Below are 12,834 nucleotides of genomic sequence, written 5' to 3'. Positions count from 1 at the left end.
GAGATGACAATAATGTCACCCGCATTATTGCCAGAAACGGGTCTGACTTCTTCAATTTCGTGCCGCATTTCTGTCTTCTGAGCAGTTGAGCCTGCATTTGTTTTGAACAATCACAGTTATCACCGGAAAAGAGGGTGTCGTTGATAGACTGTAAAGATTTCAGAACAAATCTGAACGTGTGCATGTGCACCGACTGGCATGGGAGACTGAAATGACAGCCGCAACCAAGGACCGCCTGGAAGATGTTTATGGCTTGCTGAAGCGACATGAAAAATCGCTGGCCAGTGTTGCTGTTTCCGGGTTTCGAACAGAGAGCGATATCTTCTGTGAACTGCTTTCCGACACGCGCGCGCTCGCGCTCGAGGTCGAAAATATGCTGGAGCAGTCAGAAATTGATACGGCGCGAATTGAGATTCCGTCTTCGAAGCACGCTGTCACGCCGGGCATGCTCATTCGTCAGAGACAGGATTTCCGACACGCTTATGATACAGCGATCCAGCAGTATCCGCGTGGCTCGGAAACACGCGAAAAGCTTGAGAAACAGCGCCTGAAGCTCGACGGCTCAGGTCAGCAGAAACTGGAATTGCTCTGCGCCGCCGTGGTTGGCGGTCAGTAACACCGACCAGTCCCGACAAGTTCTGTTCCGGACTTGTCGGGGCGTTTCATGACTGGGGCAAACCCTAGAGGTTTGCGACAAAGACCAGTTTCATGAAAATCTGGATCGCCAGAATGCCTGTTGCGACCAGAAAACCCGCTTTTGCGATTGTTGCGACTCGTTCTTTTAAGCCCGAATTGCCCAATTCGGCCGATGCATACGCATCGGAACGTTCAGTCTTATACATGCCCACACTCTCATTCAGGCGTCTTTCCCACGCGCCTTACGTTAGGTACCCTAGCATGCGAATTTGCTCTGAAAAGTCTGAAATATAAAAAATTATTACCTGACGCGCGCGTCAACTTGGTAAAAATCCCGCCTCTTCGCCCCATTCGCGATAGCTTCTTTGACGTTTCGCCTCAGGGGCGAGTGCGCGCGGTGCCTCATAGGAGGCCTTCGTGGCGAGCCCGGCGCCATCAACCAGTCGGTTCATGAAATTATAGAGGCAGGTGATCATCAGAACATCATGCAGTGTGCGCTCCTGCCAGCCTGCGTCTTCAATGGCCCGGATGTCAGATGGCAGCACACTCTCCTTCAGCGTGACTTTGCGGGTATAATGAAGCAGGGGTTTGAGCTTTTCCGGCAGCGGGGATGTCTCAATATCGGCCATCAGGGCCTCAATCAGCTGCGGGTCCATGCCAAAGGCAATGGCCGTCGTGCGGTGTGCACCAAAGCAGTAAGCACACCGGTTGAGGCAGGAAACATAACAGGTGATCAGCTCCCGCGTGGCAATATCGAGCTCACTGTCATCGCTGCGTAGCAGGGCGTCATGAAGTGCAATCAGGGGTTCAACACCTTTTGCATGCGCCTTGAACAGGTCTTCCAGATTGGCGCGGCCTGGCAGGGAAGGAAAAAGCGACACGATGTTCAGCTCCGTTCTGTATGCGATTTGCACGGGACTTGCATGCGCTGCAACATAGTTTGACTTGCATGCTGGCTCCGAAAAGTCCAAACCATGCAGTCAGCCTAAACAGAGTGTAAAGTATTGGATTCGGCCATGGCGCAGACGGGCACCTCTTCAATTTCTAATCCGATCGAAGCGATCGCGGCGTTCACGCGCAATCAGATCGATGGTGACATTGCCACCGTGTTCGGATTGCTCGCGATCCTGGTGCTGGCCATTGTCGGTCTTGGCTTTGTCGGACTTCAGATCCTGCGCCTGTCGCGCGCTCTGTATCTGAAAGCGGCCTATCGCAATATGAAAGCGGACAAGACGCCGGGGAACAAGATCCTTGTCGGAACAGTGCGTGGCACGGGCGGTGGACGCGCGCGCCGGCATGTCCTGATGGCGCTTCAGCAGCATTTGCCGGACTTCAATTTCCGTTCGGCATTCTACATGAATTCAGCGCCGCTTCGCGTTGAATCGACCGAATACGCACTCTCCTCGCAGGACCGCAAGACTCTCAGCGAGGCGTTTGAACAGTCAGCGGCCGATCTGATCGTCTGGGGCGTGGCCTCGTCAAAACCAGATACTGTGCGCCTGTGCTTCTCGACACCTGCGCTCCTCAAGGGTGAAGATCCATCGGGCTTCTTTGCGTTCGATATTCATCAGTCACCAAAAGACTGGCATGACGATATGTACCGCGCCATCGCCTATGTGGCGGGCCGCCGTCTGCGTCCATCCATCGGCACGCCGTCCGCTTACAAAGCGGACCGTCTGGAGCCGATGCTGGATGCGATGATCCATCTGCTGGAATCACGCGACGTACTGAGCGGGCAGGCGCTCGTTCAGCTTGAGGATGATTTCTCGGCGGGCGCTCTGCATGTCGGTGAGCTGATCACCAGCCAGACCTGGCTGGAAAAATCAGCGGAGTGCCGCCAGCGCGTTCTGGAGAAGCTGTCATTGGCGGAAAATCCGCTGCGCTGGTCACAGGCGAAGATTGATCTTGGCCGCGCCATGATCGGTCTGTGTGATCAGAAGTTTGACCAGATCAAATTGCAGGAAGGGATGACCCACATCCGTGAGGGTATTGATGCGACCAAGTTTGACCGCCGGATGCAGCTTGCAGAGATCGGCTTTCAAAGCCTGAAGCGCGGCGAAGAGATTCTCGCCACGCGTCGTCGTTTTTCCATTCGCTGGTCCGTTTAGGAACAGCGCCGCACGGCAGAGGCTTAGCTCTCGGCTGGCATTACCCCGATCGGGCAGGACACGCCGGTTCCGCCAAGGCCGCAATAGCCGCCCGGATTCTTCGCCAGATATTGCTGGTGATATTCCTCGGCAAAATAGAAGTCATCCAGGTTGAACGGTGTGATCTCGGTGGTGATCGCGCCATAGCCAGCCGTTTCCAGCTGGGTCTGATATTCAGCCTTCGCTGCTTTTGCGATCTCGGCCTGCTCATCGTTCAGAGCAAAGATGACCGAGCGATACTGCGTTCCGATATCGCCGCCCTGACGCATGCCCTGGGTCGGGTCATGGTTCTCGAAGAAGACTTTGACGAGTTCGCCATAGCTCACCACGTCCGGGTTGAAGATCACCAGAACGGATTCGGCATGGCCGGTCTTGCCGGAACAGACCTCTTCATAGGTTGGGTTTGGCGTGAAGCCACCGGCATTGCCGACAGCGGTCACCCAGACACCTTCGGTTTGCCAGAAGCGGCGTTCCGCGCCCCAATAGCAGCCCAGGGCGAAGATGGCGGCCTGATATCCGTCCGGATAACCGTCTTTCAGGGCGCGGCCGGAAACAAAGTGAGTTTCGGCGGTTGGCAATGGCTCCTGGCGTCCTGGCAGGGCCGTGTCTGCGCTCGGCAGTGTGTTCGTCTTACGGGTCAGAAACATGGAAACGGACCTTTCTTGTCTTGTCTGCCAAGATAGTGTCACCAGCCCGCGCTGAACAGAGGGGCACATGATTGTGATTTTCCGTGCGATTGTGAAACTTATCTCTTGCGGGTTTGCGCGCGATGACTATATTCCGGCCCTTCTGAACGGTGAGGTGGCCGAGTGGTCGAAGGCGCACGCCTGGAACGCGTGTAGGCGGGAAACTGTCTCCAGGGTTCGAATCCCTGTCTCACCGCCAGAATTTCTCGCAAATCAAATTCCGGCAAGGTCATCCAGTATTGGGCATTCCGGACGCTGGTCTCCGTGACATTTGTGCACAAGATGCCGGAGCGTGCGTTGAAGTGATTCAAGTTCGGTGATTTTCGAGCTGATGCGCGCCAGATGATCTTCTGCAAGTGTTTTGACATCTGCGCTGGACCTGTCCCGGTCGTCATACAGAGACAGAAGAGACCGGCAATCATCGATCGAAAAGCCCAGTGATCGTGCCCGAGAGAGAAAGATCAGTTTCTGGCGGTCGTTTTCGCTGAAGACCCGATAACCGTTTTCACCGCGAGCGGGCTGAATAAGGCCAATGTCTTCGTAATAGCGAATGGTCTTGGTTGGCAGGCCGCTGGCCTCGGCAATATCACCAATATTCATACACAGCTCCGTATTGCGACGTTCATATTGAGAATCTGTAGGTATGTCGCTTGACCTTCCGGTGACTGGAAGGATTATTTAAGGGGTCATAGACGACAGGAGTCTGACATGACAAGTCATAACCACCCTCATTCGGACGCGCATTGTGGCCATGATCACGGCGTCGAAATGTCGAAAAACAGCGCGACCGACCCGGTCTGCGGGATGTCCGTCAACACAGAGCGTGAGGGGGTGCATGCGCGCGACTATCGCGGCGAACGCTTCTATTTCTGTTCCGAAAGCTGCCAGACATCCTTTGACGCAGATCCCTGGTATTATGCGTCTGGTCGAAAGGATAAAGCCCCTGAAACTGCGTCAGCTGGTGCGCATTGGACTTGTCCGATGCATCCTGAAATCATTCGGGAGGAACCAGGATCCTGCCCGATTTGTGGCATGGCGCTTGAACCGATGGTGCCCGGTGAAGAAGAAAACGAAGAGCTCGCTGATTTCACGCGTCGCCTCTGGGTGAGCGCTATAGCGGTGCCTCCCATCATGCTGCTTAGCATGGGGGGTATGGTGGGTCTGCCTGTGAGGGACTGGATCGGGCACCAGACCGCAATCTGGCTGGAATTTCTCATTGCGACACCGGTCGTACTCTGGGCCGCTCTGCCCTTCTTCAAACGCGGTTGGGATTCCGTCCGCAATCGTTCTCCGAATATGTGGACGCTGATCTCGCTTGGGGTGGGTGCAGCCTACATCTACTCAGTCATTGGCAGTTTTTTGCCAGAGATCTTTCCCGAAGCCTACCGGTCATTGCACGGCGTGGGTGTCTATTTTGAGTCCGCCGTCGTCATTATTGCGCTCGTCTTTGTCGGTCAGGTTCTGGAACTTCGAGCGCGCGAGAGAACGGGAGACGCCATCCGCTCGCTGATGGATTTGTCGCCCAAAACAGCGCGCCGGATCCTGCCTGATGGTGAAGAATACGATGCCCCGCTTGAGAATATTCTGGCAGGTGATGTGCTGCGTGTTCGGCCGGGCGAGAGTGTGCCTGTTGACGGAGAAGTCATTGAGGGCAGTTCCTCCATCGACGAGAGTATGATTACGGGCGAGCCGGTTCCGGTCGAAAAGTCTAAAGGTGACAAGGTAACGGGCGGAACAATCAACAGGAACGGAACGCTGTCGGTCAGGACCACAGCCGTTGGGTCGGAGACCGTTTTGTCACAGATTGTGACCATGGTTGCCGGGGCGCGTATGTCGAAGGCACCGATCCAGGGAATTGCCGATCGTGTGGCCGAGATTTTCGTGCCCGCAGTATTGGGCGTCGCTTTGCTTGCCTTCGCGCTGTGGGCCTTTCTGGGACCAGAGCCGGCTTATGTACATGCCATGGTGGCGGCGGTTTCGGTTCTGATCATTGCGTGTCCATGTGCGCTGGGGCTCGCAACGCCAATATCGGTGACCACATCAGCAGGCCGAGGCGCGCAGGCTGGCGTTCTCATCCGGAATGCCGAAGCCCTGGAACGCATGGCGAGTGTCGATACGTTGATCGTCGACAAGACGGGTACGCTCACCGAAGGGCGTCCGCGGCTCACCGAAGTTCTGGCGGCAGATGGTTTGGACAGGGACAGGGTTCTGAGCGCAGCAGCCGCACTTGAAATGGGGTCGGAACACCCATTGGCAGAGGCCATTCTGGACGGCGCGCGTGAGAAAGGTATCCAGTCCGACAAGGTTTCTGACTTTGAAGCGATTACCGGAAAAGGTGTGACCGGCAAGCTCGCTGGCGTTGAAATTTCGCTCGGGAACTCCGCGCTGATGCGTGATCTGGGTGTCGATATTTCTGCGCTTGCCGATCAGGTCGATGATCTGCGCGAGAGCGGGAACACAGTCATGCTGCTTGGCATGGGGGGTAAGCTCGCCGGTTGTGTTGCCGTCACTGACCCCGTGAAAGCGACGACGGAAATCGCCATTCGTACGCTCCATGAACAGGGGCTTAAAATCATCATGGCCACCGGCGACAACAGGAAAACCGCAAAGGCTGTTGCGGAGAAGCTGGGCATTGATCAAGTCGAGGCTGATTGCCTGCCCGAAGACAAGAAGGCCCTGATCGAGAAACTACGGGCAGACGGCAAACGCGTCGCCATGGCGGGCGACGGCGTGAATGATGCCCCGGCACTGGCAGCGGCAGATGTCGGTATCGCTATGGGTACAGGAGCAGATGTCGCCGTTGAAAGTGCTGGGATGACCCTGCTCGGCGGTGATCTGGAAGGGATTGTGCGTGCGCGGAAAGTTGCAAAGGCGACGGTCCGTAATATCCGCCAGAATTTGTTCTTTGCCTTTGTGTATAATGCGGCGGGGATTCCGATTGCAGCTGGCCTGCTCTATCCGATTACGGGTCTGCTTCTCTCCCCTATGATTGCAGCTGGTGCGATGTCGCTCTCATCCGTTTCGGTTATTGCGAATGCCCTGCGCCTCAGAGGTGTGAAACTCTAGTTGGCACCAGGAAGTGCGTGCGGCCGGAGAAAGTTCGATCACGGCTGCACTCGCTCCGCCTGAATATCTATTACAATCGAGTTGGTGTTTTGGCGAACCAGATCGCCTCACTCGGATGAATCCGTCAGTTCTCGGGTAGCCGGTCTTTCATGACTTGCGTCGATGTCGCAATGGGTTACCACTCCTGAGTGTATCAGTTGAGGACGTGACAAAATGCGCTTTCGGAAACAGGCTTACTCGCGGCTACGGTAGGTGGAAAAATGGTGGCAAAAGAAGGCTCTCCTGAAATTTCAGGTCAAGACATAATCGATGCTGCCTCAGATGTTTTTTCGAAGTGAGCGACAAAGTTAGTGAGGGTTTTGAGACAAAGCCGGTGAGGGTTTTGAAGCGATGAGCACTCAATTAGATTTGTCCAAAAATAGAACTTCTTCACAGCTATATAAATAGACACGAAATCTCTTGAGGAGGGTTAGGCATGTCTTTTTTTTCCAGGCTATCGCAAGATTTTCTGAAGTCTTTTTTTAAAGCATTTATTCAAAATATATTATTTTGGTACGTTTCGCTTACTTGGCTATCTAGGCTACTAGAAAGTGGCAGTTTTTGGGAGGTGCTTTCCTTTTTATTCTCTGTCTTTGGTCTATGGATAATAGTGTATAGAACGAGAAAGGTAATGAACATCATTCGGAATCGCTGACGCAGGCGTACCTATTGAATGAAATACTTTGGCCTTCGTCAGATTTTGATCCGTGACAAATCAATTTTTACTAGATATTTTTTGAAGATTCTTTTTTAGTCATCGTTTAGCTTAGATCTTCAGACAGGCAGCTATGTTCCCAATGATCTAAACCAGTATTCGAACGTGTCCGGGACGCAGAGCTATACCTATGATGCTCAGCACCGAATATTCATCGGGCCAGGTGAGACCCTTAAATATGACCCGTATGGCCGTTTTTATGGAGTGTTCCCACAAGTGCGACCGACTTCGCACGAGCCTTTAGTTCCGAAACTCAAGCTGATGCTGTCCAAAGAGAGTTTCTAAGGCATGTTCCGATGCTAAGCGCTGACGCAAAAGCTAATATGGTGCCTAAACGAACGATGAGCGATGTAATTAGAGATTGGGGCCGACCATGAAATTTACTTTAATATTGTTTTTCATGTCACTTTTTGCCCCCATGTGTAGTCAAGCTAACGAAGAAGATAAAAAACTCTCTTTCGATATATCAGCGGGACTTGAGGAGAAATACATTCGAGTGTGTTTGAGCATTACGAACAAATCGAAGTATCCTGCCTTAGTGCCAGCACCTTTTTCCTTCAAACTTGGAAATCAAGTGGCACTAGAGTTTGTGGACACTTCCGGAAACCCTTTAATATATTTCGATGGAATAATAGGCGGTTCATCGCGCCCAAAACCATTCCGCTCAGACCGCCTGAACTATTTGCAATTGTGGCCCGATGACTCTTTTAGTACGTGTTCAAGTTATTATTTACAAAATCTACCTGAAATCTTTGAATTTTACGGTGTATATGAGCCTTGGTTGGAAATTGATGACCCAGTCCCGTTCACTGCTGATGAATTGAGACTCTACAAGGAAGTGTATCGAAAACATAACAAATTAAAAACTGATACTTGCATCGTGGATAAAGCTCGTAAAACGATAAAATGTCAGCCTATGTGAATGACGTTCTTGCGTCCTTTTTTTTAATAAGAGTGATTTTCATAGCTTATGCAATCATCTCATATTCAATAAATTTGGTAAGCGGGTCGAGAACCACGCCCATATACCACTAGTATGGCCGTTTTTACGGAGTGTTCTCCAGAGGTGCGGTGTGCGTGGGTGTGCGTGGACCCGCGCCGATAACTGGCAAATCATCATCAGATCGTTACAGCAAACAATCGTTTGATCACGGTTGCACTCTCACCGCCAGAAGCATGATTTCATGCCACTGGAATTGTACCTCCATCGATCACGTATTCTGTGCCGGTGATTGTGCCAGCTCGATCTGATGAGAGAAACGCGATCAGATCTGCGATTTCATCGGGGCGAGACGGACGACCGATAGGTATACCGCCCAGTGACTCCATGATCATCTGTTTGCCTGCATCAACATTTCCGCCGTGTTCCGCGGCAAGGCGTTTTGCGAGTTCGATTGAGGCTTCTGTCTCGATCCAGCCTGGTGAGACCCGCACTACGCGCACACCCCTGGGTGACACCTGCCTTGCCAGCGCTTTGCTGTAAGTGGAAAGTGCAGCTTTTGCTGCCGCGTAGGCGGTTGTGGCATCGGGTAGCGGCAAGGTCCGCTGGATGGATGTGACGTGAATGACCACACCTGTGCCGCGCGCTTCCATTGCTGGCACCAGTTCCCGGTCGAGCCGCACCGCCGACATGAGGTTTAAGCTGATTTCTTTTTCCCACGCCTCATCATTGAGTGCAGAATAGCCTCCGGCTGGCGCGGAAGAGCCACCCAGCATGTGAATGATGACGTCAACAACACCCAGCCGGTTCCTGACGGCGTCTGCCAGCTTGGCCACGCCATCTCCTGTTGTCAGATCTGCCGAGACGAAACTCTTTTCTGGCAAGTCGGTCGGCTTGTTTCGGGCGGTGGTGAGCACGTCAGCGCCGAGTTCCCTGAACAAGCGCACAGTTGCCTTTCCAGCACCGCGGGTGCCCGACGTGATGAGCACCCGCTTTCCGGACATATCCAGAAATGGCTTCATGGAATGATTTCCAGCTCAGCAATCTCGTCGTTCCGGAGCTTGAAGAAATAGCGCAGATCGACGGGGCTGCCGGGAAAGTTACCGACAAGATGGCTCGTCACGATGATCTTTCCGTTTTCTTCGGAAAGCGAAAGGGGTTCGACCGTATAGCTGTACTGGGTGGAGGCATTTGCGATCCACTCACGGATGGCGTTTCGGCCGGTATAGGTGTTGCCTTCGTCTTTGACGATGGCGTTTTCCGCGAAGTACGTCGATAGCACATTCGCTTCGCCTTTATTGTCCGCGTCAAAATACGCGGCGATCACTTTTGGTAGGTTCAGGGCCATTTATCTATCTCCTTGCGGTTGATGAGATAAATTTAGAGGGTTGTTGTGGTTTTGATAATCGGGATAAAATGGGATGAAACGTCCCGGTTTTCAGGATAATGAGAAACTATAATCTTTCAGATTTTGATGCCGTTCTTGCGATCAGCCGGAAAGGCTCCTTCCGGTCTGCTGCACTGGAATTGGGGATGTCGACGAGTGCGTTGAGCAGTGCGATCGCCAAGATGGAGGCGCAACTCGGTGTCAGGTTGTTCAATCGAACAACCCGCAGTGTTTCGCTGACCGATGCGGGCCAGAGATTTGTCGAGCAGGTGACGCCGGCACTGAAGGATATTCATGCCGCGCTGGATACGGTCCGTTCGCAGCAGGGGACGCCATCAGGAACCTTGCGGATCAATACCTTCGCGACGGCTGGACGAGAAATATTGTCGCCCCTGGTGCTGGAGTGTCTACGAAGATATCCCGAAATCAGGATCGACGTCGTGACCGAGGGAAATCTCGTCGATATTGTCGCCGACGGGTTTGATTTCGGGGTCCGAAGCAAGAACCTTGTTCCGTCTGACATGATTGCCATTCCGCTTGGGCCTTCGCGCCGCTATGCCGTTGTCGCCACAGCGGACTATCTGGCGAAAAATGGCACGCCGGAATTGCCTTCGGACCTGCTGTCGCATGCCTGTATTCGGACCAGACTGCCCAATGCTGCAATATTCCGCTGGCAGTTTGAAGTGGACGGGCAGATTGTGCAGATCGATGTTGATGGTCCAATCACGCTCGACGAAGCCAGTCTGGCTCGCATCGCGGTTTTTGAATCACTGGGCATCGGATTTTTCATGGAATCTGACGTGATAGAGGATATCGAAGCCGGACGGCTCGTGCGCCTGCTTGAAGACTGGTCACCCGCTCTGTCTCCGCTGTGCCTGTACTACCCAAGTCGTCACAATCCACCGGCCTCGTTTCGCGTGTTCGTCGAGCTCGCCAGAGAGCTTGCGCGGGCCCAATCCTGACTTGCGTCGATGTCGCAATGGGCTACCACTCCTGAGTGTATCAGTTGAGGACGTTTCAAAATGCGCTTTCGGACATCTCTTTTTTGCCTGGCGATCTGCGTTGCCGGGGTCCTGTCACATATGAATGCTTTTGGGCAGGGCACGTCCTCTGATGGTGCCAAACCGGATCCACGGATCGTTGCCTATATTGCTGCGCAACGCGAAGCCAATGTCGCCGTTCTTGACCTCATGCAGACGATTTTCGCCCTTGATCTGAGTTGTGAGGTGACAGAGCGCGGAGAAACAAAATTGGACAAAATTGTGTGTCAGAGCGCGTCAGGCGAAGACTTCTGTCTGTCCGTCAAATTTGCAGATGGCGTCGAGAAGCCCGTCGAGCGCTGTTATCCGTACCAGAACGAAATGTACCTCTTCGATTCAACGAGAATTCCGGTGGGGCCAAGCGAAACGCACCTTTTGCAGTCCTGGGCGGTCTGGGGCGCCGACGCCACAGAGCCGGACATCCTCAATATCATGTATGTCCAGTACAACTCCGGAGAATGGGTTGGCCTTCTGGGCGGATATGGTGCGCCGCCCGCGCGCGTGGCGCAGGCCATGTATCCGCAATGGCTCAATCGAACAGCCGAAAAGGGCCGTGTGATTCCAGATCGGCAGATCACACCCGCGCAAACAGGAGAATAGTTCTTTCACTCAGCCGGAAAATGCCGCGCCCAGCGCCTAATTTATGCGAGCATGTCCCGTAATCGAGGATCGATCCTTTCACCAGTCCGAATAGACTGACGTCGACGCATCGTCGTAAGGCGTCAGTGGGTTCAGTGGAGGGTTTATGATCAGACGTTTCGACAAACAGAGTGTCCTGGCAGCGATATCGACAGCTGCTGTGCTCCTCACAAATCCGCTGTCTGGCTGGGCGGACGACATCCCGCCCATGGCAAGTCAGTGCCGCGACGCGCAGATCAATGATCAGACGATTTCCTATTGTTCGGAAACGGGCGAAGTGCCGCTCTATCTGGAAGATGGAAGTCTCGGTGGAACGCTGTTCAGTGCGGCCTTTATCGGTGACGAGCCAGCTCGTCCGGTCACATTTGTGTGGAATGGCGGTCCGGGTGGTGCGACCTGGCCACTCCGCGAACAACTTGCGCCGACAACCTTCGTCGCGGCAGAGACCGATACCGGCTTTCAGTTCGTCGATAATGACGACAGCCTGCTGGATGCAACCGACCTTGTCTTCATGGATGCGCCGGGCACAGGCTATAGCCGTGTTTTCAGCGACGCTGCGAAAGAGACTTTCTGGAATGTCTCTGGTGATGCAGACGTTTTTGCAGATTTCATCACAGACTGGCTGGAACGCCATGGCCGCGAGGGATCACCGGTCTATCTGCTCGGTGAGAGCTATGGCGGCACGCGCGCCGTTGAGGTTGCTGCGCGCCTGATGGATGAACCGGCAGATAGTGTTCAGCTGGCCGGGCTCCTGCTCATCTCGCCCAGCATTGCAGGCGAGATTGAAGGTGTTGAGATGCCGCCGCGTTCGGCTGTGTTGCTTCCGAGTGAAGCGGCTTCCGCGCACTGGCATGACAAGGGTGATCACACGGACCTTTCACTTGATGCGCTCATCGCCCAAGCCGAGGCGTTTGTTGCGGATGACCTGACAGCTTTGCCTGAACCGGATGCGCTGAACTATGCGCAGATTGCAGACACCATGTCTGGCTATATCGGCATTGACGAAACGGTGCTGAAGGCCGCTGAGCTAGATCTCGAAGCAACCGAGTTTCGACGGGCTCTGCTTGATGCAGAGGGGCTCGTCCTGACAACGTATGATGGCCGCGCCACCTATCCGCGCCCTGCACCGGGCGAAAGCCGGTCGGTGATCCAGCAGCGTGATGGGTATGATCTGCATGAGGCGATCGTCAGCAGCCTGACCGATGATCTCGGCTATGCCACCTCTGCCAGCTATAATCGCGACCCGGTCGAGATCAATAATTTCTGGTGGGCGAATGGTCGAAGTGAGGTGAATGCACTTTCGACCCTGAAGCGCCTGACCGCCGATGGTGAACTCCGGGTGAGTGTTCTGGCTGGCTATTATGATTTCGCGGTCCCTTACCTGCTTCAGAAATTGCAGATTGAGGCCCTGAATGCGCCAGCGCCGTCCGTCAGTTTTGAGGTCTATCCGGCAGGCCATGCCGTGTTCGAGGACCATGCGCTGAAGTCCGTGACACTCGGCGCTGCGCGAGACTTCCTGCGCTAGCCATACGTGCAGGC

General features: G+C 54.0%; 13 protein-coding genes and 1 tRNA gene. 8 read left to right on the top strand and 6 right to left on the bottom strand.

Translation table 11 applies throughout. The features are described from left to right. Positions 1–211 precede the first annotated feature (211 nt). Complete coding sequence (locus tag ACFQDM_RS06580; protein WP_377377055.1) at positions 212–616, top strand: hypothetical protein; 405 nt, start codon at positions 212–214, stop codon at positions 614–616. A 64-nt stretch (positions 617–680) separates the two neighbouring features. Here the strand turns inward: ACFQDM_RS06580 and ACFQDM_RS06575 are convergent, their stop codons facing one another. After that, on the bottom strand, positions 681–842 hold the full coding sequence (locus tag ACFQDM_RS06575; RefSeq protein WP_377377053.1) for a hypothetical protein: 162 nt from the start codon (positions 840–842) through the stop codon (positions 681–683). A 111-nt stretch (positions 843–953) separates the two neighbouring features. Further along, complete coding sequence (locus tag ACFQDM_RS06570; protein ID WP_377377051.1) at positions 954–1,517, bottom strand: carboxymuconolactone decarboxylase family protein; 564 nt, start codon at positions 1,515–1,517, stop codon at positions 954–956. Between the two features lie 135 nt (positions 1,518–1,652). Here ACFQDM_RS06570 and ACFQDM_RS06565 point away from each other — a divergent pair, with 135 nt between their 5' ends. Beyond that, on the top strand, positions 1,653–2,744 hold the full coding sequence (locus tag ACFQDM_RS06565) for a hypothetical protein (RefSeq protein ID WP_377377050.1): 1,092 nt from the start codon (positions 1,653–1,655) through the stop codon (positions 2,742–2,744). 23 nt (positions 2,745–2,767) lie between these two features. Here the strand turns inward: ACFQDM_RS06565 and msrA are convergent, their stop codons facing one another. Continuing rightward, positions 2,768–3,430, bottom strand: a complete 663-nt coding sequence (msrA, locus tag ACFQDM_RS06560) for a peptide-methionine (S)-S-oxide reductase MsrA (RefSeq protein WP_377377047.1) — start codon at positions 3,428–3,430, stop codon at positions 2,768–2,770. Between the two features lie 148 nt (positions 3,431–3,578). On the opposite strand from msrA, the gene ACFQDM_RS06555 reads away from it, so the two are divergent. Further along, positions 3,579–3,668 (top strand) — tRNA-Ser (locus tag ACFQDM_RS06555). 14 nt (positions 3,669–3,682) lie between these two features. Here the strand turns inward: ACFQDM_RS06555 and cueR are convergent. Beyond that, on the bottom strand, positions 3,683–4,069 hold the full coding sequence (gene cueR, locus ACFQDM_RS06550; RefSeq protein ID WP_377377045.1) for a Cu(I)-responsive transcriptional regulator: 387 nt from the start codon (positions 4,067–4,069) through the stop codon (positions 3,683–3,685). A gap of 108 nt (positions 4,070–4,177) precedes the next feature. Between cueR and ACFQDM_RS06545 the strand changes: the two genes are divergently transcribed. Further along, a complete protein-coding gene (locus tag ACFQDM_RS06545) occupies positions 4,178–6,535 on the top strand; it encodes a heavy metal translocating P-type ATPase (RefSeq protein WP_377377043.1) in 2,358 nt (785 codons plus the stop codon). A gap of 1,127 nt (positions 6,536–7,662) precedes the next feature. After that, positions 7,663–8,211 carry a hypothetical protein gene (locus tag ACFQDM_RS06540; RefSeq protein WP_377377040.1) on the top strand — a complete coding sequence of 183 codons (549 nt, stop codon included), beginning with the start codon at positions 7,663–7,665 and terminating at the stop codon, positions 8,209–8,211. Between the two features lie 260 nt (positions 8,212–8,471). On the opposite strand, the gene ACFQDM_RS06535 is transcribed toward ACFQDM_RS06540, so the two are convergent. Both ACFQDM_RS06535 and ACFQDM_RS06530 read right to left on the bottom strand, forming a co-directional pair. Further along, positions 8,472–9,251 carry an SDR family oxidoreductase gene (locus tag ACFQDM_RS06535; protein ID WP_377377038.1) on the bottom strand — a complete coding sequence of 260 codons (780 nt, stop codon included), beginning with the start codon at positions 9,249–9,251 and terminating at the stop codon, positions 8,472–8,474. Beyond that, positions 9,248–9,577, bottom strand: coding sequence for a nuclear transport factor 2 family protein (locus ACFQDM_RS06530; protein ID WP_377377036.1), 330 nt, complete (start codon positions 9,575–9,577; stop codon positions 9,248–9,250). The genes ACFQDM_RS06535 and ACFQDM_RS06530 overlap by 4 nt, the downstream gene beginning before the upstream one ends. A 98-nt stretch (positions 9,578–9,675) precedes the next feature. Here ACFQDM_RS06530 and ACFQDM_RS06525 point away from each other — a divergent pair, with 98 nt between their 5' ends. The 3 genes from ACFQDM_RS06525 (at position 9,676) to ACFQDM_RS06515 (ending at position 12,820) form a co-directional block, all read left to right on the top strand. Beyond that, positions 9,676–10,578 (top strand): LysR family transcriptional regulator, encoded by a 903-nt coding sequence (locus tag ACFQDM_RS06525; protein WP_377377034.1) that lies wholly within the window; start codon positions 9,676–9,678, stop codon positions 10,576–10,578. Positions 10,579–10,638: 60 nt separating this feature from the next. Beyond that, a complete protein-coding gene (locus tag ACFQDM_RS06520; protein ID WP_377377032.1) occupies positions 10,639–11,256 on the top strand; it encodes a hypothetical protein in 618 nt (205 codons plus the stop codon). Positions 11,257–11,401: 145 nt separating this feature from the next. Then, positions 11,402–12,820 carry a S10 family serine carboxypeptidase-like protein gene (locus ACFQDM_RS06515; protein WP_377377029.1) on the top strand — a complete coding sequence of 473 codons (1,419 nt, stop codon included), beginning with the start codon at positions 11,402–11,404 and terminating at the stop codon, positions 12,818–12,820. The last annotated feature ends 14 nt before the right edge of the window (positions 12,821–12,834 follow it).

Origin of the sequence: Ponticaulis profundi (assembly GCF_042659465.1) — a bacterium.
Taxonomy (GTDB): Bacteria; Pseudomonadota; Alphaproteobacteria; order Caulobacterales; family Hyphomonadaceae; genus Ponticaulis; species Ponticaulis profundi.
The sequence above is the reverse complement of the archived record's forward strand: the minus strand, read 5'-3'. Positions and strand labels throughout refer to the sequence as shown.